Genomic DNA, 22301 nt, shown 5'->3' with positions numbered 1-22301 from the left:
GTGGCGACCCTGTCGACGCACGTGCTCGACACCGCGCTCGGGCGGCCGGCGGAGGGCGTCGCGGTCACGCTGACCAGCGCGACCGGGGAGCGCCTCGGCGAGGCGAGGACCGACGCCGACGGCCGCGTCCGCCCCCTCGGCCCGGAGCTGCACCCCGGTGTCTACGTCCTGAGCTTCGCCACTGGGGCCTACCATGCGGCCACCGGCCAGGAGAGCTTCTACCCGAGCGTCGGGATCACCTTCACCGTCGGCGACGCGGCGCACTACCACGTGCCGCTGCTGCTCAACCCCTATGGCTACTCGACCTACCGCGGCAGCTAGAACAGGACCATGACGCGCATCCTCCTCGCCCCCGACAAGTTCAAGGGCACCCTCACCGCCGCCCAGGTCTGCGAGCACCTGCGGGCCGGGATCCTGCAGGCCCGCCCCGACGTGGAGGTCGCGACCGCGCCGGTCGCCGACGGCGGCGACGGCCTGCTCGACGCCGCGACCGAGGTCGGCTACACCGACGTGCAGCTCACCGCCTCGGACGCGCTGGGCGTGCCCGCCCCGACCCGGTATGTCGTGCACGGCACCCGAGCCGTCGTCGAGATGGCCGAGGTGTGCGGGCTGGCCCGACTGGGCGACGACCGTGCCCCGCTGGAGGCGACCAGTGCAGGGCTCGGGGAGGCGATCGCCCACGCGCTCGACCGCGGTGCCGAGGAGGTGCTCGTCGGGATCGGCGGGAGCGCGTCGACCGACGGCGGCGCCGGGATGCTCGTGGCGCTCGGCGCGCGGTTGCTCGACGCGGACGGGGCGCCGGTCGGCCCCGGCGGTGGCGGGCTGGCGAGCCTGGAGACCGTCGACCTGTCCGGCCTGCACCCGCGGCTCGCGGAGGTCGAGCTCGTCGTGGCGTGCGACGTCGACAACCCGCTCACCGGCACCAAGGGCGCGGCCGCGGTCTACGGCCCGCAGAAGGGGGCGACCCCCGACCACGTCGAGCAGCTCGACGCCAACCTCGCCCACCTCGCCGACGTCGTCGCCCGCACCACCGGCCAGGACCAGCGCGACGCGGCAGGCGCCGGTGCGGCCGGCGGTGTCGGGTATGCCGCGCTCGCCCTCCTCGGTGCCGCGCTGCGGCCCGGGGTGGACGTCGTGCTGGAGCTGACCGGTTTCCACGACGCGCTGCCGGGCTCCGACCTGGTCGTGACCGGGGAGGGTGCGCTGGACGAGCAGACGCTGCACGGGAAGGCCCCGGCCGGGGTGGCCGCCGAGGCGCGGGAGGCCGGGATCCCGGTCGTCGCCGTGGCCGGGGCGATCCTGCTCACCCCCGAGCGGCTGGCCGAGGCCGGCATCGTGCGCGCCTGGGCCATCGCGGACCTCGCCACGACCCCGCGGGAGTCCTTCGAGCGCCCCGGCCCGCTGCTGGAGGAGGTCGGCCGGCAGCTCGCCGCCCTCCTGCCCTGACCCCACCGGACAGGCGTTAGTGCCACACCCGACCCGACCGGACAGGCGTTCCTGCCACACCGGACAGGCGTTCCTGCCACACCGGACAGGCGTTAGTGCCACACCTGGCCCAACCGGACAGGCGTTCCTGCCGGACCGGACAGGCGTTAGTGCCACACCTGGCCCAACCGGACAGCCGTTCGTGCCAGACCTGACTCGGGCACGCGGCTGTGCAGGACGAGGCGCTTGACGTCAACGTCAGCGGGGGGATCATTGCCGCTCATGGCAGCAGCAGCTTCCCTCTCACGCGCGTGAAGCATTCGGTCCCCCAACCCATCTTCCGGGTGAGCCAAGGCCAGGTGCTGCGGACCGTCTGTCACTACTGCCTGTCCGGTGTTGCACTAGCGCCTGTCTGGTGTGGCAGGAACGCCTGTCCGGTCTGGCACTAACGCCTGTCCGGTCGGGGTGGGTGGGTGGGTGGGTGGGTGAAGATGGCTCCATGAGCATCGCTGGTGAGCCCGCCCCCCTGGACCCCGCCCCCCTGGACCTCGTGGTCCGGGCCCGCCGTGCGGTCGTCGAGGGCACCGAGCGGCCGGCGGTGCTCGGCGTGCACGAGGGCCGCATCGTCTGGGTCGAGGAGTGGGACCCGCAGGGCCCCGCCAGCGGCAGGGGCTCCGACGCGCTTGCCGCCGACGTCGTCGAGCTCGCCGACGACGAGGTGCTCCTGCCCGGCCTCGTCGACACCCACGTCCACGTCAACGAGCCCGGCCGCACCGAGTGGGAGGGCTTCGCCAGCGCGACCCGCGCCGCGGCGGCAGGCGGCGTCACGACCATCGTCGACATGCCGCTCAACAGCATCCCGTCCACGGTCACCGTCGAGGCCCTCCGTCTCAAGCAGGACGTCGCCCGCGACCAGGTCGTCGTCGACGTGGGCTTCTGGGGCGGCGCGGTGCCCGACCACCTCGGCGACCTCGAGGCGCTGCACGAGGCCGGCGTCTTCGGCTTCAAGTGCTTCCTCGCCGACTCCGGCGTGGAGGAGTTCCCGCACCTGGAGCCGGGGGTCTTCGCCGCGGCGATGGACGAGACGGCCCGCATCGGCGCCCTCATGATCGTCCACGCCGAGGACGCCGCCGACCTCGCGCGGCACGCCCCCGCCTCCCCCCTCTCGTATGACGCTTTCCTCGCCTCCCGCCCGACCTCGGCCGAGACCACGGCCGTCGAGCGCGTCATCTCCGAGGCCCGCCGCACCGGCGGTCGCGCGCACGTCCTCCACCTCTCGGCCGCCGACGCCGTCCCGGCCCTGCACGACGCCCGCGCCGACGGCGTCCCCGTCACCGTCGAGACCTGCCCGCACTACCTGACGATCGCCGCCGAGGACGTCCCGACCGGCGGCACGCAGTACAAGTGCTGCCCGCCCATCCGCGACCACGCCAACCAGGACCGCCTCTGGGAGGCCCTGACCGCCGGCGACGTCGACCTCGTCGTCTCCGACCACTCGCCGTCGACCGCCGACCTCAAGCACCTCGACACCGGCGACTTCGGCACCGCCTGGGGTGGCATCGCCTCCCTGCAGCTCGGCCTGCCGCTGGTCTGGACCGAGGCGCGCCGACGCGGCATACCCCTCGCCGACGTCGTCCGCTGGATGGCGACCGCCCCCGCCGACCTCGTCGGCCTGACCACCAAGGGACGGATCGAGGTCGGCGCCGACGCGGACCTCGTCGCGTTCGCCCCCGAGGCGGAGTGGGACGTCGACGTGGCGCGGCTGAGGCACAAGAACCCTGTCTCCGCCTACGCCGACCGCCACCTGACCGGTGCGGTCCGGCGGACCTGGCTGCGCGGCATACCCGTCACCGACGACGCCCCGCCCCGCGGGCGCCTGCTCGAGAGAGGACTCGCATGAGCTACGCCACCCCGCCCGGGGGACTGCCCCCGCAGACCCGGCTCACGACCAACCATGGTTCTGCACGCTTCACCACGGCCTACGCGGTCCTCCCGCACGGCACGATGACCGACATCGTCACCAGCGCGCTCCCGCACTGGGACGGCACGAGGCTGTGGGTGATCGCGCGGCCCCTGTCCGGTTTCGCGGAGACGTTCTCGCAGTATGTCGTGGAGGTCGCCCCGGGCGGTGGCTCGGACCGGCCGGAGACCGACGAGCGTGCCGAGGCGGTGATCTTCGTCGTGGACGGCGTGGTGACGCTCACCCTCGACGGGCAGGCGCACGAGCTCGACGCCGGCGGTTACGCCTACCTGCCCCCGGGTGCGGACTGGGTCCTGCGCAACCACGGCACCGAGGTCGCGACCTTCCACTGGATCCGCAAGGCCTACCAGCGCGTCGACGGGATCGAGGTGCCCGAGGCGTTCGTGACCCACGAGCGCGCCGTCGAGGCCGTGGCGATGCCGGACACCGACGGCGCGTGGCGCACCCAGCGGTTCGCGGACCCCGCCGACGTGCGCCACGACATGCACGTCACATCGTCACCTTCGAGCCGGGCGGGGCGATCCCCTTCCCCGAGACCCACGTCATGGAGCACGGGCTCTACGTGCTCGAGGGCAAGGCGGTCTACCTGCTCAACGAGGACTGGGTCGAGGTGGGGGCCGGCGACTTCATGTGGCTGCGGGCGTTCTGCCCCCAGGCCTGCTACGCCGGCGGACCCGGGCGGTTCCGCTACCTGCTCTACAAGGACGTCAACCGGCACGCCACGCTGGCGTTCTGACGACGGCCGCGGTGGGCGCATACTGAAGGTGATGACTACCCGCCCAGGACCCCAGCGGCGACACTTCGCCTCCAGCCCCTTCGCCCCGCGGGTCGAGCCGACGATCGAGACCTTCGAGGTCGACGACCGCGTCTCGCACCAGTCCTACGGCCTGGGCCGCGTCGTGAACAAGGAGCCCGCGGCCGTGACCGTCAACTTCGGCACCCGCACGCTGCGCATCCCCAGCCCGTTCCCCAAGCTCGAGCGTCTCTGACCGGTCGCGCCCCGGCCTCTTCCCGCCCGCACCCGCCAGAGGTACTGTGACCTGAGGCACAGAGGGCAAGGGCGTCGTTCGGCATGGACAACCGGCGTCCCTGCGGCACCCCAACCATGCGCCCGTCCGGCCCGCCGGACGGGGTGGTCCCGCCGGGGACCCGGCAGGAGGCCAGGCATGACGACGACGTCCCACGACGCGCGGCAGGGGCAGACGGAGGCCGCGCCCGGCCTGACCGTCAACGGCAGCCCCGTCGACCTGGAGGCCGACGGCCTCACCCCGCACACCACGCTCCTCGACCTGCTGCGCTCGCGCGGCCTGACCGGCGCGAAGGAGGGCTGCGCCGAGGGCGAGTGCGGCGCGTGCGCGGTGCTCGTCGCCCGACCCTCCGATCCCGGCCACAGCGAGTGGGTCGCGCTCAACGCCTGCCTCGTCCCCGCCGCGGCGCTCGACGGCCAGGAGGTCGTCACCGCCGAGGGCCTCGGCACCCCGGACCAGCTCCACCCCGTCCAGCAGGCGCTGGCCGACCGGGGCGGCTCGCAGTGCGGCTACTGCACGCCCGGCTTCGTGTGCGCGATGGCCGCCGAGTACTACCGCCCCCGCCCGGACCCCGCCGACGGCTTCGACCTGCACGCCCTCTCCGGCAACCTGTGCCGCTGCACCGGCTACCGCCCGATCCGCGACGCCGCCGAGGCGCTGGGCCGCCCCGCACCCGCCGACCCGCTCGCCGAGCGGCGCGCCACCCCGGCACCCGGCCCGCGGCATACCGACCTCCGCGCGGCCGGTGCGCGCCTGGTGCGGCCCACGGACCTGGCCGAGGCGACCGGCCTGCTCGGCGAGCACCCGGACGCGGTCGTCCTCGCGGGCTCGACCGACCTCGGCGTCGAGGTCACCCTGCGCGGCGCCCGCCCACCTCTCGTCGTGGCGGTCGACCGGCTGCCCGAGCTGCGCGCGCTGGAGATCGGCGACGACCAGATCACCGTCGGCGCCGCGCTCACGCTCACCGAGGTCGAGCGGGGGCTGGCCGGTCGGGTGCCGCTGCTGGCCGAGCTGTTCCCGCAGTTCGCGTCCCGGCTCATCCGCAACGCCGCCACCCTGGGCGGCAACCTCGGCACCGCCTCGCCGATCGGGGACGCCGCTCCCGTCCTGCTGGCCCTCGACGCCTCGCTCGTGCTGGCCGGCCCGGCGGGGGAGCGGGTGGTGCCGCTGGCCGACTACTTCACCGGCTACCGCACGACCGTCCGCGCCGCCGGGGAGCTCATCCGCGAGGTCCGCGTCCCCCGACCGCTGGCCACCACGACCGCCTTCCACAAGATCGCCAAGCGGCGCTTCGACGACATCTCCAGCGTGGCCGTCGCCTTCGCGCTCGACGTGGTCGACGGGTCGGTCGCGCGCGCCCGCATCGGCCTGGGCGGCGTCGCCGCCACCCCGGTCCGCGCGCTCGCCACCGAGCGGGCCCTGGAGGGTATGCCGTGGACGCGCGAGTCGGTCTCGGCCGCCGCCCGCGTCCTCGCCGGCGAGGGGACGCCGATGTCCGACCACCGCGCCAGCGAGCGCTACCGACGGGCGATGCTGGAGCAGTCGCTGCTCAAGCTGCACGCCACCACCAGCGGGGAGGCGCGATGAGCCAGCTGTCCCGGCGCCCCGAGCACGCGGTGGTCGGCCAGGCCCTGCGTCACGAGTCGGCCGCGCTCCACGTCACCGGCCGGGCGCTCTACACCGACGACCTGACGCCCCGCACCAAGGACGTGCTCCACGCCTGGCCCGTCCAGGCCCCGCACGCGCACGCCAGCGTCCTCGCGCTGCGCACCGGCCCGGCGCACGACGTGCCCGGGGTCGTCCGGGTGCTCACCGCGGACGACGTCCCGGGCGTCAACGATGCGGGCACCAAGGGCGACGAGCCGCTCTTCCCCTCGGAGGTCTGCTTCTACGGCCACGCGGTGGCCTGGGTCCTGGGCGAGACCCTCGAGGCCACCCGCCTCGGCGCCGCGGCGGTCGAGGTCGACTACGAGCCGCTCCCCGCCCTCGTCTCCGTCGCCGACGCGATCGCCGCGGACAGCTTCCAGGGGGCGCGGCCGACCGTCGCGCGCGGCGACGTCGAGGCGGGCCTGGCGCGCGCGGCGCACACCTTCTCGGGGACCACCGAGATGGCCGGCCAGGAGCACTTCTACCTCGAGACCCACGCCTCGCTCGCCACCGTCGAGGACGACGGCCGGATCTTCGTGCAGTGCAGCACCCAGCACCCCTCCGAGACCCAGGAGATCGTTGCCCACGTGCTCGGCCTGCACAGCCACGAGGTCACCGTCCAGTGCCTGCGCATGGGTGGCGGGTTCGGCGGCAAGGAGATGCAGCCCCACGGGTATGCCGCGATCGCCGCCCTGGGCGCGCGCCTCACCGGCCGGCCGGTGAGGCTCCGGCTCAACCGCACGCAGGACCTGACGATGTCCGGCAAGCGGCACGGCTTCCACGCCACCTGGCGGGTCGGCTTCGCCGAGGACGGCCGGCTCGAGGCCCTGGAGGCGACGCTGACCTCGGACGGCGGCTGGGGCCTCGACCTGTCCGAGCCGGTGCTGGCTCGGGCCCTGTGCCACGTGGACAACGCCTACTGGATCCCTGACGTGCGCCTCACGGGTCGGGTCTCGCGCACCCACAAGACCTCGCAGACGGCGTTCCGCGGCTTCGGCGGGCCGCAGGGGATGCTCGTCCTCGAGGACATCCTCGGCCGGTGCGCCCCGCTGCTCGGGATCGAGCCGCACGAGCTGCGCCGACGCAACCTCTACGAGAACGGCCAGCACACGCCATACGGCCAGGTCATCACCCAGGCCGACCGGCTCGTCCGCGCCTGGGACCAGGTGACGGAGAGTGCCGAGCTGGAGCGGCGGCGCGCGGAGGTGGCGCGGTTCAACTCCACCCACGAGCACGTGCGGCGCGGGCTGGCGATCACGCCGGTGAAGTTCGGGATCTCGTTCAACTTCACGGCGTTCAACCAGGCCGGTGCGCTCGTGCACGTCTACAAGGACGGCTCGGTCCTGGTCAACCACGGCGGGACCGAGATGGGTCAGGGCCTGCACACCAAGATGCTGCAGGTCGCGGCCACCAGCCTCGGCGTCCCGCTCGAGAGGGTCCGGCTGGCGCCGACCCGCACCGACAAGGTGCCCAACACCTCCGCCACCGCGGCGTCCTCCGGGGCGGACCTCAACGGCGGTGCCGTCAAGCACGCCTGCGAGCAGATCAGGCAACGGCTCGACGCCGTCGACGCCGGCCGCGGTCTGCCGTGGGAGGAGCTGGTGCGCACCGCCTACCTCGAGCGGGTCCAGCTGTTCGCGGCCGGCTACTACCGGACCGAGGGCCTGGACTGGGACCCGTCGGTCATGCGGGGCAGCCCGTTCAAGTACTTCGCCCACGGCGTCGCCGCCACCGAGGTCGAGGTCGACGGCTTCACCGGCGCCTACCGGACACGCCGCGTCGACATCGTCCACGACGTGGGGGACAGCCTCTCGCCGCTCGTCGACCTCGGCCAGATCGAGGGCGGCTTCGTCCAGGGGTGCGGCTGGCTCACGCTGGAGGACCTGCGCTGGGACGAGTCGGACGGCGAGCACCGAGGTCGCCTGCTCACCCGGAGCGCCAGCACCTACAAGCTGCCGAGCCTCTCGGAGCTGCCCGAGGAGCTGCACGTCGCGCTGCTGGAGCGGGCGCACGAGGAGGGTGCGGTCTACGGCTCCAAGGCCGTGGGCGAGCCGCCGCTGATGCTGGCCTTCTCGATGCGCGAGGCGCTGCGCCAGGCGTGCGCGGCCTTCGGTCCCGCGGGCACGAGCGTCGACCTGGCCAGCCCGGCCACCCCGGAGGCGGTCTACTGGGCCCTCGACGCGGCGCGGAGCGCGGCGCCGGAGAGGTCGGGCAGCCCGGAGCCCGGGGCCGCCCTCGTCGAGCTCTCGGAGGCGTGATGCGCTGGCTCGCCGCCGTGGAGCACCTCCGCGACCGCCGTGAGTATGGCGTGCTCGTCACCGTCGTCTCCGTCCGCGGACACGCCCCCCGCGACGCCGGCGCCAAGATGGTCGTCTCCCGGGACGAGGTCTGGGACACCATCGGCGGCGGCAACCTCGAGGCGACCGCCGTGGAGCGCGCCCGCGCGATGCTGGCCGACCCCACGGTCCCGCCGCCCGAGACGCTGACCTCCTCGCTGTCCGAGCACGCGCCGGCCGCCCACGGGGTGCAGTGCTGCGGCGGCGAGGTCACCCTGCTGCTGGAGCCGCTGCCGGTCGTGCCGGCGGTCGCGATCTTCGGGATGGGCCACGTCGGCCACGAGCTCGCGCGGATCCTGGCCCGCCACGACCTCGACCTGCACCTCGTCGACACCCGCGAAGGCACTCTCACCGAGGAGGCGCTCGCCCCGCTGGCCGACGCGGGCGCCCGGGTGCACGCCCACGCCATACCGGTCCTGCCGGAGCTCGTCCTCGCGACCCTGCCACGCGGCACCCACGTGCTCGTCATGACCCACGACCACGCCGAGGACGCGGCGATCGTGGACGCAGCCCTGCGCACGCCCGGGCTGGCGACCGTCGGCCTCATCGGCTCCAGCGCCAAGTGGGCCCGCCTGCGCCGCCGCCTGCTCGCCGCCGGCCTGGCCGAGGACGACCTGGCGCGCGTGGTCACGCCGATCGGCCTGCCCGGCCTCACGGGCGAGGGCACCAAGGACCCCGCCACCATCGCGGTGAGCGTGGCGGCCGACCTGCTCCTGCGGTTCGCCGCCTCGACCGCCCGGGTGGCGCGGTGAGCCGGCTCTTCCGCGGCACGTTCCTCGACACCCCGACCGACCCGTTCACCGGTGGCGGTCTGCGCGTGGAGAGCGACGGCGCGCTGCTGGCCGCCGACGACGGCACGGTCGCGGACCGGGGCGACTGGGCGAGGCTGCGCGCGGCCCACCCGGACGCCGAGGTGGTGGACCTGCGCGGCGGGGTCGTGCTGCCCGGCCTGGTCGACACCCACGTCCACTTCCCGCAGGTCCGGGTGATCGGCGCCCTCGGGATGCCGCTGCTCGACTGGCTCGAGCACTGCGCGCTGCCCGAGGAGGCGCGGCTCGTCGACACGACCTACGCCGAGGGCGTCGCGCGGGACGTCGTGTCGGGGCTGGTGGCCGCCGGCACGACGACCGCGCTGGTCTTCGGCTCGCACTTCGCCGGCGCCGTCGACGCGTTCTTCGCCGAGGCCGACCGGGTGGGCCTGCGCGTCACGAGCGGGCTCGTCGTCAGCGACCGGACCGTGCGTGAGGACCTGCGCACCACCCCGGGTCGGGCGCTGGAGGAGGGGCTCGCGCTCGCGGGCCGCTGGCACGGGCTGCGCCGCTCCCGGTATGCCGTGATCCCGCGCTTCTCCCTCTCCTGCTCCGACGCCCTCCTCGCCGCGTGCGCCGACCTGATGGCGCAGGTGCCGGGGGCGTGGTTCACCTCGCACCTCAACGAGAACGTCGTCGAGATCGACACCGTCCGGACCCTGTTCGTGGACGCGGAGCACTACCTCGACACCTACGCCGCCCACGGGCTGGTCGGGCCGCGCAGCGTCTTCGCCCACAACGTGCACGCCACCGGTCCCGAGCTGTGGGCGCTCGCCGCCGCCGGCGCGAGCGTGGCGCACTGCCCGACGAGCAACGCCGCCCTGGGCAGCGGGCTCTTCCCGCTGCGCGCGCACCTCGACCACGGGGTGCGGGTGGCCCTGGGGTCGGACGTCGGGGCCGGGACCGGCTTCTCGCTGCTCAAGGAGGGGCTGCAGGCCTACTTCGTGCAGCAGCTCCTCGGCACCGGTCCCGGCGGTGCGGGTATGCCGCTCGCCGCGCCCCACCTGCTCCACCTCGCCACGACGGCCGGGGCGGCCGCGCTCGGTCTGGAGGACGAGGTCGGTCAGCTCTCCGTCGGTCACCAGCTGGACGCCGTGTGGGTGCGACCCCCCGACGGCTCGACGCTGGACGTGGCGCTGCGGCACGCCGCCTCGCCGGAGGACGCGCTGGCGAAGGTGTTCGCGCTCGCCGGCCCGGCGGACGTGGCGGGGGTGTGGGTCGGGGGCGACCGGCTGACGCCGGCGTGAGGCGCCTCCCGGGCGACACCGGGCCTACACTCGTTTCCGTGCAGCGGAAAGACTCTCCCGACGACGTGGCGCGCCCAGAGACGCCGGCCCGCGGAAGCGGCGGCGTGCAGTCGCTGGGACGCGCCTTCTCGATCCTGGAGGCGATCGCCGACGCCGGGGGCATCATGGGACTGAGCCGGCTGGCCGAGGAGGTGGGGCTGCCGCTCGCGACGATCCACCGGCTGCTGCGCAGCCTCGTCGATCTCGGCTACGTGCGCCAGGAGCCCAACCGCCAGTACTCCCTGGGACCGCGCCTCATGCGGCTCGCCGGCGAGGCGACCAGCCGGCTCGGCGTGTGGGCGCGGCCGCTGCTGTCGGAGGCCGTCCAGGAGCTGGGCGAGTCGGTCAACCTGGCGATCCTCGACGGCGACGAGGTCGTCTACGTCGCGCAGGTGCAGCCCTCGACGACGCTGATGCGGATGTTCACCGAGGTGGGCCGGCGCACCCTCCCGCACACGACCGCCGTCGGCAAGGCGATCCTCGCGGCCGCGACCGACGAAGAGGTGCGGGCCCTGCTGCGCCGGACCGGTATGCCGCGGCGCACCCCGAGCACGATCACCGAGCCCGAGGAGTTCCTCCGGCGGCTGGCCCAGGCGCGCGAGCGCGGCTACGCCACCGACGACGGCGAGCAGGAGATCGGCGTGCGGTGCGTGGCGGTCGCCGTGCCGGACGCCCCGCGCCCCATGGCGATGTCGCTGTCGGGACCCACGGGCCGGATGGACGACGCCACCGTCGAGCGCGCGGCGGCGGTCCTGGGCGAGGTGGCCGGACGCCTGGGGGCCGCGCTCTCCGGCGCGCCGGCCGAGGTCGGCCTGCGCTGAGCCCCGCCCCGGCGGTTGGGGTGGACGGGCGGACGGCGGGGGTCTGTGATGTCCCCATGACCCGCCTGCGCACGTCCCGGCCCGGCTCCGCGGGCTGGACCCGTCGCCGCCAGGGGCGCGGCTTCACCTACCTGGACCAGCAGGGCAGACGGCTGGGCGGCGAGGACGTGGAGCGCATCCGGAGCCTCGCGATCCCGCCCGCCTGGGAGGAGGTGTGGATCTGCCCCTGGCCCAACGGCCACATCCAGGCGGTCGGGACCGACGACGCCGGTCGCCGTCAGTACCTCTACCACCCGGCGTGGCGGGAGAAGCAGGACGAGCTGAAGTTCGAGCGGATCGTGGAGGCCGCCGCCCAGCTCCCCGCCGCCCGTCGACGGGTGTCCCGCGACCTGCGCCTGGAGGGTATGCCGCTCGAGCGGGCGTGCGCCGCGGCCGTGCGCATGCTCGACCTGGGCTACTTCCGCATCGGCCACGACGTCTACACCGACGCCAACGGCAGCTTCGGGCTGACCACGCTGGAGCGGCGCCACGTGCGCGCGGTGAGCGGTGGGCTGCGCTTCTCCTTCACCGGCAAGAGCGGGATCGAGCAGCAGGTGACGATCGAGGACGAGGACGTCGTGGCCGCGCTGCGGGTCATGCGACGCCGCCGCGGCGGCTCGGACCGGCTCCTGGTCTACAAGGACGGCGGACGCTGGCGGGACCTGGACGCCCAGGTGGTCAACGCCTACCTCGCCGACCTCGTCGACGCCGACCTGACGGCCAAGGACTTCCGCACCTGGCACGCGACCGTGCACGCCGCCGTGTCGCTCGCGAGCTCGCCGGAGCCGGGTGACACCCGGGCGTCGCGACGGCGGGCGGTCAAGGAGGCGGTCGAGGAGGTCTCGGACTACCTCGGCAACACCCCGACGATCGCCAAGGGGTCCTACATCGACCCCCGCGTCATCGAGCGCTACGAGGACGGCGAGACCATCGCGCTCCCCGCCGGCACCGGGCGCAGCCCCGCCGCGCGGCAGGCCGCGATCGAGAAGGAGGTCCGCGGGCTCCTCGACGACGGGCGCTGACGGGCGAGGCGGCGGACTGCGGTGGACGGTGCGCCGTCGGTCGGGGACAGTAGGCCCGTGGACGACAAGCGGCGGGACGACGGGCACCGCGACCGCGGGGACGATCGCGACGAGTCCTACGACGAGCGGATGGACCGCAACTTCGTCGAGCTGCTCCAGGAGCTGCGCGTCCTCCAGACCGGCACCCAGATCCTCGCGGGCTTCCTGATGACGCTGCCGTTCCAGTCACGGTTCACCGAGCTGAGCCAGGAGCAGCGGACCGTGTTCCTCCTCGCCATCTGCCTGGCCTTCGTCACCACGGTGCTGCTCGTCGGCCCGGTGAGCGTCCACCGGGCGTTGTTCCGCCAGCACCGCAAGGACGACCTCGTGCGTGTCTCGCACCTCATGGCGCGCCTCGGGCTGCTCACCCTGGGGCTGACGATGGCGACGGTGATCACCCTGATCTTCGGCGTCGTCCTCGACCACCGCGCCGGCTACCTCGCGGGGGCCGCCACCGTCGTGCTGTTCGGTGCGGTCTGGTGGGCGTTGCCCCGCTGGATGCGCCACCACTCCTAGAGGCCAGCACGCACCTCTCGTTCGCGCCATGGGCAGTTCTGCCCATACCGGCAGCTCTGGGACGCGCCTACCGTTGAGCGATCATCTACCGCTGCGTCTGGAGGGTCCCGTGTCCCGTCTGCTGCACGTCTCCGCGAGCCCGCTCAGCTCCGGCTCCTACTCCGGCCGCGTCGCTGCCTCCTTCGTGGACGCCTGGCGCCTGGCCCACCCCGACTCGCTCGTCGACACGCTCAACGTCTGGGCCGAGGAGCTGCCGCTGTTCGACGCCCTCGGCGCGGCCTGGAAGACCAAGGTCATGACCGGGCAGACGCCCAGTCCTGAGGAGGTGGCGGCGGTGGGAGAGGTGACGGCGCTGTGCCAGCGCTTCCTCGCCGCCGACCACTACCTCTTCTCGGTGCCGATGTGGAACTTCTCCATCCCCTACCGGCTCAAGCACTACATCGACGCGCTGGTGCAGCCCGGGCTGACGTTCGGCTTCGACCCGGCCTCGGGGGGCTACGTCGGGCTGTGCCCGCCGGACCGTCCTGTGCTCCTGGTCCTCGCGCGCGGGAGCACCGCCTACGGGCCCGATGAGGCCTTCGGCGCGCTGGAGCACCAGGAGTCCTACCCCTGCGGGGCATCCTCGGCTTCATCGGGCTCACCGACGTCCGCTCGATCACGGTGGAGTGCACGTCATACCCGGCGGAGGTCAGCGCGCCGCTCCTGGAGTCGGCCAGCCGGCGCGCCGCACAGGCCGCCCCGGACTTCTGAGGGGGCGAGGACCTCAGCCGGCGTTCGCCGGCTCCACGGCGTCCGGCAGCCCGTGGATGGGGTCCTTCGGCAGCTTGCGGACCCGCTTGGGCCGCTTGCTGCGCGCCGGGATCATCGACCTCATGTGCTCGAGCTTGCCGAAGCACAGCAGCCGGTCGCCCTCCTCCAGCACCTTGCGGGCGCCGGGGTTGGGGACCACGCGGGTGCCGCGGTGCAGGGTGAGGACCTGGATGTCCTTCTCGAGCAGGCCGGCCCCGTCGATGCTCTGGCCGATCATGTCCGAGCCGGACAGGACCGCGATCTCGGCCACGCCATACCCGGTGGAGACGGCGAGGCGCTGCCGGACGTCGATGTCCGGGAAGCCGGCCTGGTCGGCGATGTAGTCGACGATGGCGCCGGCGACGTCCAGGTTGGTGGCGGCCTCGATGCCCTGCAGGCCGGGGGAGGAGTTGACCTCCATCACCAGCGGCCCGTCGTCGCCCTCGAGCATGTCGACGCCGGCGACCCGCAGGCCCATGATGTGCGCCGAGCGCACCGCGACCTCGGCGAACTCCGGGTCGAGGTCGACCCTCTCGACGGTGCCGCCGCGGTGCACGTTGGAGCGGAACTCATCGCCCTGCGCCCGTCGCCGCATGGCCGCGACCACCCGGTCGCCGACGACGAGGGCGCGCACGTCGCGCCCCTTGCTCTCCTTGACGAAGCGCTGGATGAGGACCTGCTGGTTGGTGCCGTGCAGGGTCTCGATGATGGCCTCGGCGACCTTGGTGGTCGGGGCGAGGATGACGCCGATGCCCTGGGTCCCCTCGAGCAGCTTGATGACGACCGGCGCGCCGCCGACGAGCTGGATCGCGCCGCGCACCTCGTCGCGGTTGCGGACGAACGCCGTCGCCGGCATCGCGACCCCGTGCCGGGACAGGATCTGGCTCGCGCGCAGCTTGTCGCGGCTGTTCATGATGCCGTTGGCGGTGTTCGGGGTGTAGACGTCCATCTGCTCGAACTGCCGCACGACGGCGGTGCCGAAGTAGGTCACCGACGCCCCGATCCGGGGCAGCACCGCGTCGTAGGCCGACAGCGGCCGGCCGCGGAACTGCAGGTCGGGCTCGTCGCCGGTGAGGTCGATCCCGAAGCGCAGCGTGTCCAGCACCTTGACCTCGTGACCCCGGTCGAGCGCGGCCGTGCGCAGGCGCTGCGTGGAGTAGGCACGCAGAGACCTGGAGAGGATGGCGAGTTTCATGAGGCGGTCCTGACAAGATAAGGGCGTGCCTGAGCAGACCTATGAAACCACCTCCCCGGCCGTGGTCGGGTGGCGGGAGTGGGTCCGCATCGACGCCGTGGGCGTCCCGTGGATCAAGGCCAAGATCGACACCGGCGCCAAGACCTCCTCGCTGCACGCGTTCGGGCTGACGGCCTTCGAGCGCGACGGCGCACCGTGGGTCCGCTTCACCATCCAGCCCTGGCAGGCGACCGCCGCCGACGCCACTCAGGTCGAGCTCCCGGTCCACGACGAGCGCGCCGTGCGCAGCAGCTCGGGCCACGCCGAGACGAGGTATGTCGTGCTCCTTCCCCTCTCCCTCGCCGGACGCGAGGTCACCTGCGAGGTGACGCTCACCGACCGCGACGAGATGGGCTTCCGGATGCTGGTCGGGCGCGAGGCGCTGGTCCAGGGCTTCGTCGTCGACCCCGCCCGGTCGTATGTCGGCGGCCGTCCCCCGCGCGCGGTCCGCCGCCGCAACTGGGGCCGCGGGTGAGCCGCTCGCGCGCGGTGCGCGCGTCCTTCCCGATCGGCGGGGTCAAGGTCCGCGTAGGACAGCGGCGCGAGGTCAAGCTCGACGTCTCCCGCCTGGTCACCGGGGCAGAGGTGACGCTGCCGGTCCATGTCGTCCACGGGCGCGAGGACGGCCCGGTCGTCTGGCTCGACGCGGCCATCCACGGCGACGAGGTCGTCGGCATCGAGGTGATCCGGCGGGCGCTGGCCAGGCTGTCGCCCCGCACGCTGCGCGGGACGGTGCTCGCGGTGCCGATCGTCAACGTCCTCGGCGTGATGACCGGTGACCGCTACCTCCCGGACCGGCGCGACCTCAACCGCAGCTTTCCCGGCTCGCCGCGCGGCTCGCTGGCCAGCCGGATCGCCCACCTGCTCATGACCGAGGTGGTCGCCAAGTGCGAGGTCGGCATCGACCTGCACACCGGGTCCGACCGCCGCTCCAACCTTCCGCAGGTGCGCTGCGACCTCGACGACGAGCGCACCAGGACGCTGGCCGAGGCCTTCGGCGCTCCGGTGATCTACCACGCCAAGCTCCGCGACGGCTCGCTGCGCTCGGCCGCCCGGGAGGCCGGGGCGCGGGTGCTGCTCTACGAGGCCGGGGAGGCCTGGCGGCTCGACGAGTATGCCGTCGGCCCCGGCGTCGACGGTGTGCTGCGCGTCCTCGGTGCCCTGGGGATGATCACCCAGGAGGAGCTCGACGCCTCCCTGACCTCCCGCCCGGTCGGCCCGAGCGTGGTCTGCCGGCGCAGCGCGTGGGTCCGGGCGCGACGGACCGGGATGCTCCACATGGAGGCCGTGCTGGGCCAGCAGGTCACGCTCGGCCAGCGGCTCGGCACCCTCTACGACTCCTACGGCCGACGCCTGGCCATCGTCAAGGCCGACCGTGACGGCGTGGTCATCGGACGGACCGAGGCCCCGCTGGTCAACAGCGGGGACGCGGTCGTCCACATCGCCGAGATCGAGCCGGTGCCCGAGCCCGACCCGATCGTGGTCGCGGGCGTGGTCCTGCGAGACGAGGCGGGTCGGCTGCTCACCGTCCGCAAGCACGGGACCTCGCGCTTCATGCTGCCCGGCGGCAAGCTCGAGCCGGGCGAGAACGCCGTCGAGGCAGGGGTGCGCGAGGTCTGGGAGGAGGTCGGCCTCCGGCTGGACGCCTCGGACGTTTACGTGCTGGGGGAGTACGACGGCCGGGCCGCCAACGAGCCGGGGGCCCGCCTGCTGAGCACCGTCCTGGTGGCACCCCTGACCGGCGAGCCGCAGCCCACCGGCGAGATCGCCGAGCTGCGCTGGCTGACGCCGGAGGAGATGGCCCGGGTCTCGGCGGTGGACGCCGACGACCTGGCCCCGCTGCTCACCGATCACGTGCTCCCGGCGCTCGGGCACTGACCCGGGCCGGGCGGCCGGCCTGCAGCCCCGCCGCCCGCTCACGGCGCCCGAGCCACAGGGCGAGCACGGCCCCCACCAGCGCACCGAACAGGTGGCCCTGCCACGACACCCCCGGGCGCAGCGGCAGCACGCCCCACACCAGCCCGCCGTAGAGCGCGATCACCCCCAGGCTCACCACGACGGGGAGCACCCGCCGGGCGGCGAACCCGTAGATCGCGAGGAACGCGGCATACCCGTAGACGATGCCGCTCGCGCCGATGACGACGGTCCGCGCGTCGCCGAGCAGCCAGACCGCCGCCCCGCCGAGCAGCACCACGCCGATGGTCACCAGCCACAGGTGGCGCGTCGTCCAGGCAAGAAGGGCGCCGAGCACGAGCAGGCCGGAGGTGTTGGCGAGCAGGTGCCCCAGGCCCAGGTGCAGGAACGGGCTCAGCACGATGCCGACCAGGCCGTCGGGGTCGCGGGGCCGGATCCCCAGCCCGTCGAGGCGCAGGGGGGTGAGCAGGTCGAGCAGCTCGCTCGCCCACATCAGCGCGAGCAGGACGAGGACGGGTATGACGCGATGCAGCCAGGCGGGCCGGCTCGGCGGGCGCGTGGTCGGGGTGGCCATGACGTCAGCCTGCCACCGCGGTCTGACAGCCCGCTGCCTCAGGCCTCCGCGACGACCGGGGCGGGGCAGGCGTGCACGGTGACGTGGTCGAGGTTGGGGATGCCGGTGGTCAGGGCGTCGCTCACCCGGTGCCCGATCGCGTCGGCCTCGACCACGCTCAGCGCGCGGTCGACGTGGATCAGGACGTCGGCGTCCATCCGGTGCCCGACCCAGCGGGCGCGCGCCCGGGGCACGGCCACGACGCCCGGGACGGCCACGGCCAGCTGCTCGACCCGGTCGACGGTGCCGGCGTCCACGCCGTCCATGAGGCGGGTGACCGTGGTGCGCATCGACTGCACGAGGACCATCAGGATGACCCCGGCGATGAGCAGGCCGACGATCGCGTCGGCCTGCGGGAAGCCGAGCCAGGCGCCACCCGCGCCGAGCAGCACGGCGATCGAGGTGAGCGCGTCGGTGCGGGCGTGCTGGCCTTCGGCGACGAGCGCGGCGGAGCCGATGCGGCGGCCGACCCGGATGCGGTAGCGGGCGACCAGCTCGTTGCCCGCGGCCCCCACGACGGCGGCGGCGAGGACCCAGCCCAGGTGGGAGAGGTCGCGCGGGTGGGTCAGCGCCCGCACCGACTCCCAGATGATGAGCGCGGCGGACAGGGCGATGACCAGGCCGATGAAGAGCCCGACAAGGTCCTCGGCGCGGCGGAACCCGTAGGCGAACCGCTTCGTCGCGGGTCGCAGCCCGAGCCGGAAGGCGATGATCAGCGGGATCGTGGTGACGAGGTGGCCGAGGTTGTGCAGCGTGTCGGCGAGCAGGCCGATCGAGCCGGAGAGCCAGACGATGACGATCTGCATCAGCGCGGTCGCGCCCATGCCCGCGAGGCTGATCCACGCGGCACGGATCCCCTCGGCGCTGGACTCCTCGGCGCTCTGGATGGCTTCGGCGTGGTCGTGGCTGTGCGGCGTCAGCGCGTGGCGCACCCGGGCGAGCAGGGAGGTGCCGTGGTCGTGGTCGTGCCCGTGGTCGTGGTCGTGCCCGTGGTCGTGGTCGTGCGCGTGGTCATGGTCGTGCCCGTGGTCGTGGTCGTGGTCATGGTCATGGTCATGCCCGTGGTCGTGCCCGTGGTCGTGCGCGCCGGCCCCGTGGTCGTGGTGGTGCTCGTGCTCCCTGGTCTCCGTCACGCACGCCAGCATACCTTCGCATCTATGAAGGTATGAAGCCTGGGGTCGGAGCGACGTACAGTGGCTCCGTGCACGAGACCCCCGTCCAGGTCGTTCCGGACGACGTCCACGCCCGCGAGGTGGCCGACACCTTCCGGCTGCTCGCCGACCCCACCCGGGTCAAGATCCTGTGGTCACTGCTCCATCACGAGCTCACCGTGGGCACGCTCGCCGAGCTCGTGGACGCCAACCCCACGACGGTCAGCCAGCACCTGTCCAAGCTGCGTCTGGCCGGGCTGGTCCAGACCCGCCGCGAGGGGACCTTCGTGCACTACTCCGCCCACGACGCCCACGTCCGCCGGCTGCTCACGGAGGCGCTCTCGCACGCCGAGCACGCGACCGGCACCGCGGACGAGCGCGCGGAGGGTGCCGCGCACACGCACCGCTACCTCGACTGACCACGCGCCACCGTCACCACCACCGGCGCCGGCGCGGGGTGCGGTCAGGTTGTGGGGACCTGCATCACCTCAGAGCGCGATGAAGGTCCGACCATGGTGACCGCACCTTCGGCGGCGGGTCGCCCATCGGCGCCTCACAGCGCGACGGCGGCCCCGAGCAGCGCCCCCAGCAGCGCGACCTGCGCCGTGGCGCCGAGCACGTCTCCCGTCGCTCCTCCGAGCAGCCGGTGCGCCAGCCCGCCGACCAGCAGCGCACCGAGCGCGGCCCCGACGAGCATCCCCAGCCCCACGCCCCCCAGCAGCATGCACAGCAGCACCGGCAGCGCCCACGCCAGGACGGTATGCCGCGCGGCCAGCCCCTCGACGACGCTCCGCCCGGTGCCTCCACCCGTTCGCGCGTAGGGAAGGAGCAGCGCCACCGGCAGCATCGCCGCCCGGGAGAGCGACCAGGCGGCCGCCCCCGTCAGCGCGACCGTGAGCCAGCCCGGGCTCGAGGGGAGCAGCCAGGTCGGGCCGGCCCACGGCATACCGGGAAGGACGGGACCGACCAGCCCGACGAGGAGGGCCACCTCGAGGAGGAGCGCGAGGACGACGGCGGCCGTGCCGTAGACGCCGACCGCGTGGTCCTTCATGATGCGCAGCCGCGACTCGCGGTCGTGCCCGCCCGTGCCGTCGGCCAGGTCGGCGAGGCCGTCCAGGTGGAGCGCGCCGGTGAGCAGCACCTCGAGCACCACCACCAGCACCACGGCGACGAGCGTGGGGGTGAGCTCGGCCAGCAGCGACCCGACGAGGAGCAGGCCCGCCCCGAGGACCGCACCCACCGTCGGGAACCACACCGCCGCGCGCGCCAGGTCGGGCGCCCGCCGGTGGTCCACGGGCAGCGGGACCCGGGTCAGGAAGGTGACGGCGTCGAGCAGGTGGCGCATGTCAGGCGTGCGGGGACGCCTCCGCCAGACCGAGGTCGGCGAAGCTGCCCATCTCGGCCAGGACGGCGACGGCCGAGCGCACGACCGGGATGGCCAGCGAGGCGCCGCTGCCCTCGCCCAGGCGCATCGACAGCCGCAGCACCGGCTCCAGCCCGAGCGCCTCCAGCTGCACGGCGTGGCCGGGCTCGGGGGACAGGGTGGCGGCGATCATCGCGTCCACGGACACCGGGGCCAGGCGCCAGGCGACCAGCGCCGCGGCCGTCGTGATGAAGCCGTCGAGCAGCACCGGCACCCGGCGCTCCGCGCAGCCGAGGATGACGCCGGCGAGGGCCGCGACCTCCAGTCCGCCCATCCGCGCCAGCACGTCCCAGGTCCCGCGGGCGTCCTCGTGGCGCCGCAGGATCGCGTCGACGGCGGCCACCTTGGCGGCCAGCGCGTCACCCGAGACCCCGGTGCCGGGACCGGTGACCCGCGCCGGGTCGCGCTCCAGCAGGGCCGCGGTCAGCGCGCTCGCGGTGGTCGTGTTGCCGATCCCCATCTCGCCCAGCCCGACGAGGTCGGCGCCGTCGTCGACCAGGAGGTGGGCCAGCCCGATGCCGTGCGCGACGGCCTGCTCGGCCTCGGCGCGCGTCATGGCCTCGCCGGTCAGGCTGCTCGCGGTGCCGGGGCGCACGCGGCGGTCGAGCACCTCGTTCTGGCCGGGGGCGATCTGCGGCGGCTCGACGACGCCGAGGTCCGCCACGACCAGGCGTGCCCCCGCCTGCGCCGTGAGCACCCCCACGGCGGCCGTGCCGGCGGCGAAGCCCTGCAGCATCAGCCCGGTGACCTCCTGCGGGTAGGCGCTCACCCCGTCCCGCGCGATCCCGTGGTCCGCGGCGCACACGACGACGGCCGGGCTGGCGACAGTCGGGCTGGCGGTCCCCTGGATCCCGGCGACGCGGACCGCCAGGCTCTCCAGGTCGCCCAGGCTGCGCAGCGGCTTGACCTTGCCGTCCATCGCCGCGGCTGCGGCTGCGGCGGCCTCGGCGTCCAGGGGGCGCAGTGCGGCGATCGTCCGCTCGATCAGCGCGACGGCGTCAGTGTGGTGCTCGGTCATGCGGTCAGTCCTCCAGGGGGTCGAGAGTCAGGGTGCGGCCCGCGACGACGAGCTGCGCGAGATCGGCATACCGGGCGACGGTGGCGTTGACGCGCCCGAGGCGGTCGCGGTAGTCGCGGGAGACGGGGTGCATCGGGACGATGCCGGAGCCGACCTCGTTGGTGACGACGAGGACCTGCCCGGGGTATGCCGCCGCCCACCTCCCCAGCGCGTGCGCCTGGTCGAGGGTGCTGGCCTGGTCGTCCCCGCGGCCCATGAGGTTGGAGACCCACAGGGACAGGCAGTCGACGATGACGGCGTGCCCGGGCCCGATGCCGGCGACCGCGTCGGCCAGGTCGAGGGGCGCCTCCACGGTGCTCCAGTGCGGGGGGCGCTCGGCCTGGTGCAGGGCGATCCGCTCGGCCATCTCGGCGTCGCCGGCCTGCCCGGTCGCCACAAAGACGACCGGTGCGCCGGCCCGCTCGGCGCGGCGCACCGCCACCGACGACTTGCCGCTGCGCGCGCCGCCGGTGAGGAAGGTCAGGGGCATGACCGCGACGCTATCCGACGGGCCGCAACCGGACCGCAACCAGGGGGCAGCCGGCCGGTGCCACGGTGCTGACCAGCCGGTTCCCGACCGGGGACCGCAGACCGCAAGGAGAAGGCTCATGCTCAGGAAGACCGCCATGACGGCCGCCGCGACCCTCGCGACCGCGGCCAGCCTCGTCGCCGCCCCGGCGCTCGCGGCACCGGGCGACCACGGCCAGGGTCGCCGGGTGGCGATCACCGGCCACGATGGCTTCATCGTGGCCACCTGTGCCGACGGCGGCGTGGTGACCGGCCCGATGGAGGGCTACGTGACGATGATCGAGACCCTCGACGACGCGGGCAACCTCCTCATGCTCCGGCTGACCATGGAGTACAAGATGACGTGGACGCTGTCGACGACGGGGGAGTCGCTCTACCCGCACGGCACCCGCCACCTGGTCTTCGACTACGTCGACGGCACCTTCACCGAGTCCGGGACGATCCGCGCGCTCACCGTGGCGGGCGAGGGCGCCGTCCTGAAGTACGCCGGGCACGAGGTGCGCGACCTCGGGACGTTCGAGCTGATCAGCAAGGCCGGCCCCGACCTCGCGGACATCGGGGACCCCGACTACGACAACGACCTCGTCTGCGGCCTGTTCGGGCAGGAGGGTGCCTGATCCGCCCACGCCGGCACCGCGCAACC

The 22301-nt window shown here is 74.0% G+C and carries 21 protein-coding genes and 2 pseudogenes; 17 read left to right on the top strand and 6 right to left on the bottom strand.

Annotation, left to right across the window (positions count from 1 at the left end; translation table 11 throughout):
- The 13 genes and pseudogenes from uraH to IEV65_RS15980 all read left to right on the top strand — a co-directional run.
- Positions 1 to 321: a hydroxyisourate hydrolase gene (uraH, locus tag IEV65_RS10080; protein ID WP_188430412.1), complete on the top strand. Its 321-nt coding sequence runs from the start codon at positions 1 to 3 to the stop codon at positions 319 to 321.
- A gap of 9 nt (positions 322 to 330) precedes the next feature.
- The gene (locus tag IEV65_RS10075) at positions 331 to 1446 is read left to right on the top strand and encodes a glycerate kinase (RefSeq protein WP_229735164.1); all 1116 of its coding nucleotides are present in this window, start codon (positions 331 to 333) and stop codon (positions 1444 to 1446) included.
- A gap of 478 nt (positions 1447 to 1924) precedes the next feature.
- Complete coding sequence (gene allB / locus IEV65_RS10070; protein WP_188430411.1) at positions 1925 to 3325, top strand: allantoinase AllB; 1401 nt, start codon at positions 1925 to 1927, stop codon at positions 3323 to 3325.
- Positions 3322 to 4142, top strand: a pseudogene (locus IEV65_RS10065) (bifunctional allantoicase/(S)-ureidoglycine aminohydrolase). The gene allB and the pseudogene IEV65_RS10065 overlap by 4 nt, the downstream one beginning before the upstream one ends.
- Before the next feature lie 31 nt (positions 4143 to 4173).
- The gene (locus IEV65_RS10060; protein WP_188430409.1) at positions 4174 to 4395 is read left to right on the top strand and encodes a hypothetical protein; all 222 of its coding nucleotides are present in this window, start codon (positions 4174 to 4176) and stop codon (positions 4393 to 4395) included.
- Between the two features lie 177 nt (positions 4396 to 4572).
- A complete protein-coding gene (locus tag IEV65_RS10055; protein WP_188430407.1) occupies positions 4573 to 6021 on the top strand; it encodes a xanthine dehydrogenase small subunit in 1449 nt (482 codons plus the stop codon).
- A complete protein-coding gene (xdhB, locus tag IEV65_RS10050; RefSeq protein ID WP_188430405.1) occupies positions 6018 to 8339 on the top strand; it encodes a xanthine dehydrogenase molybdopterin binding subunit in 2322 nt (773 codons plus the stop codon). Before IEV65_RS10055 ends, xdhB begins: the two co-directional genes overlap by 4 nt.
- Positions 8339 to 9169, top strand: coding sequence for a xanthine dehydrogenase accessory protein XdhC (gene xdhC / locus IEV65_RS10045; protein WP_188430403.1), 831 nt, complete (start codon positions 8339 to 8341; stop codon positions 9167 to 9169). Before xdhB ends, xdhC begins: the two co-directional genes overlap by 1 nt.
- Positions 9166 to 10473 (top strand): guanine deaminase, encoded by a 1308-nt coding sequence (locus IEV65_RS10040; RefSeq protein WP_188430401.1) that lies wholly within the window; start codon positions 9166 to 9168, stop codon positions 10471 to 10473. The genes xdhC and IEV65_RS10040 overlap by 4 nt, the downstream gene beginning before the upstream one ends.
- Positions 10474 to 10511: 38 nt before the next feature.
- A complete protein-coding gene (locus tag IEV65_RS10035; RefSeq protein ID WP_308642570.1) occupies positions 10512 to 11333 on the top strand; it encodes an IclR family transcriptional regulator in 822 nt (273 codons plus the stop codon).
- A gap of 56 nt (positions 11334 to 11389) precedes the next feature.
- A complete protein-coding gene (locus IEV65_RS10030) occupies positions 11390 to 12394 on the top strand; it encodes a DNA topoisomerase IB (RefSeq protein ID WP_188430399.1) in 1005 nt (334 codons plus the stop codon).
- 57 nt (positions 12395 to 12451) lie between these two features.
- Entirely contained in the window at positions 12452 to 12949 is a 498-nt protein-coding gene (locus tag IEV65_RS10025) for a DUF6328 family protein (protein ID WP_229735162.1), read from the top strand.
- A 28-nt stretch (positions 12950 to 12977) separates the two neighbouring features.
- A pseudogene (locus IEV65_RS15980) lies at positions 12978 to 13544 on the top strand (FMN-dependent NADH-azoreductase); the annotation flags it as partial.
- Between the two features lie 168 nt (positions 13545 to 13712).
- Here the strand turns inward: IEV65_RS15980 and rimK are convergent.
- A complete protein-coding gene (rimK, locus tag IEV65_RS10015; RefSeq protein ID WP_188430397.1) occupies positions 13713 to 14933 on the bottom strand; it encodes a 30S ribosomal protein S6--L-glutamate ligase in 1221 nt (406 codons plus the stop codon).
- Positions 14934 to 14958: 25 nt separating this feature from the next.
- Here rimK and IEV65_RS10010 point away from each other — a divergent pair, with 25 nt between their 5' ends.
- Both IEV65_RS10010 and IEV65_RS15680 read left to right on the top strand, forming a co-directional pair.
- On the top strand, positions 14959 to 15447 hold the full coding sequence (locus IEV65_RS10010) for an ATP-dependent zinc protease family protein (RefSeq protein WP_188430395.1): 489 nt from the start codon (positions 14959 to 14961) through the stop codon (positions 15445 to 15447).
- Positions 15444 to 16850 (top strand): NUDIX domain-containing protein, encoded by a 1407-nt coding sequence (locus IEV65_RS15680; RefSeq protein ID WP_188430393.1) that lies wholly within the window; start codon positions 15444 to 15446, stop codon positions 16848 to 16850. Before IEV65_RS10010 ends, IEV65_RS15680 begins: the two co-directional genes overlap by 4 nt.
- Here IEV65_RS15680 and IEV65_RS10000 read toward each other — a convergent pair.
- Together IEV65_RS10000 and IEV65_RS09995 are read right to left on the bottom strand one after the other, a co-directional pair.
- Positions 16816 to 17460, bottom strand: a complete 645-nt coding sequence (locus tag IEV65_RS10000) for a rhomboid family intramembrane serine protease (RefSeq protein WP_188430391.1) — start codon at positions 17458 to 17460, stop codon at positions 16816 to 16818. The two genes, IEV65_RS15680 and IEV65_RS10000, sit on opposite strands and share 35 nt — an antisense overlap.
- A 38-nt stretch (positions 17461 to 17498) precedes the next feature.
- On the bottom strand, positions 17499 to 18632 hold the full coding sequence (locus IEV65_RS09995; RefSeq protein WP_229735160.1) for a cation diffusion facilitator family transporter: 1134 nt from the start codon (positions 18630 to 18632) through the stop codon (positions 17499 to 17501).
- A gap of 68 nt (positions 18633 to 18700) precedes the next feature.
- On the opposite strand from IEV65_RS09995, the gene IEV65_RS09990 reads away from it, so the two are divergent.
- Positions 18701 to 19069 carry an ArsR/SmtB family transcription factor gene (locus tag IEV65_RS09990; RefSeq protein ID WP_229735159.1) on the top strand — a complete coding sequence of 123 codons (369 nt, stop codon included), beginning with the start codon at positions 18701 to 18703 and terminating at the stop codon, positions 19067 to 19069.
- A 134-nt stretch (positions 19070 to 19203) separates the two neighbouring features.
- Here IEV65_RS09990 and IEV65_RS09985 read toward each other — a convergent pair whose 3' ends face one another.
- Genes IEV65_RS09985 through cobU form a run of 3 tightly spaced genes read right to left on the bottom strand, consistent with a single transcriptional unit; the run spans position 19204 to position 21620 of the window.
- Positions 19204 to 19995 carry an adenosylcobinamide-GDP ribazoletransferase gene (locus IEV65_RS09985; protein WP_188430385.1) on the bottom strand — a complete coding sequence of 264 codons (792 nt, stop codon included), beginning with the start codon at positions 19993 to 19995 and terminating at the stop codon, positions 19204 to 19206.
- A 1-nt stretch (position 19996) separates the two neighbouring features.
- On the bottom strand, positions 19997 to 21091 hold the full coding sequence (gene cobT, locus IEV65_RS09980; RefSeq protein ID WP_188430383.1) for a nicotinate-nucleotide--dimethylbenzimidazole phosphoribosyltransferase: 1095 nt from the start codon (positions 21089 to 21091) through the stop codon (positions 19997 to 19999).
- A gap of 4 nt (positions 21092 to 21095) precedes the next feature.
- Positions 21096 to 21620 (bottom strand): bifunctional adenosylcobinamide kinase/adenosylcobinamide-phosphate guanylyltransferase, encoded by a 525-nt coding sequence (cobU, locus tag IEV65_RS09975; RefSeq protein ID WP_188430381.1) that lies wholly within the window; start codon positions 21618 to 21620, stop codon positions 21096 to 21098.
- A gap of 118 nt (positions 21621 to 21738) precedes the next feature.
- Between cobU and IEV65_RS09970 the strand changes: the two genes are divergently transcribed.
- Positions 21739 to 22275 (top strand): hypothetical protein, encoded by a 537-nt coding sequence (locus tag IEV65_RS09970; RefSeq protein WP_188430380.1) that lies wholly within the window; start codon positions 21739 to 21741, stop codon positions 22273 to 22275.
- The last annotated feature ends 26 nt before the right edge of the window (positions 22276 to 22301 follow it).

The organism is Ornithinimicrobium tianjinense, assembly GCF_014636495.1.
Taxonomy (GTDB): domain Bacteria; phylum Actinomycetota; class Actinomycetes; order Actinomycetales; family Dermatophilaceae; genus Ornithinicoccus; species Ornithinicoccus tianjinensis.
Note: the sequence above shows the minus strand (reverse complement) of the source record. Positions and strands in the feature narration are given on the sequence as shown.

Coding starts and splice junctions, on each gene's coding strand:
- IEV65_RS10075 (WP_229735164.1), top strand. CDS start 331: ATGACGCGCATCCTCCTCGCCCCCGACAAGTTCAAGGGCACCCTCACC.
- rimK (WP_188430397.1), bottom strand. CDS start 14,933: ATGAAACTCGCCATCCTCTCCAGGTCTCTGCGTGCCTACTCCACGCAG.
- IEV65_RS10030 (WP_188430399.1), top strand. CDS start 11,390: ATGACCCGCCTGCGCACGTCCCGGCCCGGCTCCGCGGGCTGGACCCGT.
- IEV65_RS10000 (WP_188430391.1), bottom strand. CDS start 17,460: ATGGCCACCCCGACCACGCGCCCGCCGAGCCGGCCCGCCTGGCTGCAT.
- IEV65_RS09985 (WP_188430385.1), bottom strand. CDS start 19,995: ATGCGCCACCTGCTCGACGCCGTCACCTTCCTGACCCGGGTCCCGCTG.
- allB (WP_188430411.1), top strand. CDS start 1,925: ATGAGCATCGCTGGTGAGCCCGCCCCCCTGGACCCCGCCCCCCTGGAC.
- IEV65_RS09970 (WP_188430380.1), top strand. CDS start 21,739: ATGCTCAGGAAGACCGCCATGACGGCCGCCGCGACCCTCGCGACCGCG.
- xdhB (WP_188430405.1), top strand. CDS start 6,018: ATGAGCCAGCTGTCCCGGCGCCCCGAGCACGCGGTGGTCGGCCAGGCC.
- cobT (WP_188430383.1), bottom strand. CDS start 21,091: ATGACCGAGCACCACACTGACGCCGTCGCGCTGATCGAGCGGACGATC.
- IEV65_RS10055 (WP_188430407.1), top strand. CDS start 4,573: ATGACGACGACGTCCCACGACGCGCGGCAGGGGCAGACGGAGGCCGCG.
- IEV65_RS10060 (WP_188430409.1), top strand. CDS start 4,174: ATGACTACCCGCCCAGGACCCCAGCGGCGACACTTCGCCTCCAGCCCC.
- cobU (WP_188430381.1), bottom strand. CDS start 21,620: ATGCCCCTGACCTTCCTCACCGGCGGCGCGCGCAGCGGCAAGTCGTCG.
- xdhC (WP_188430403.1), top strand. CDS start 8,339: ATGCGCTGGCTCGCCGCCGTGGAGCACCTCCGCGACCGCCGTGAGTAT.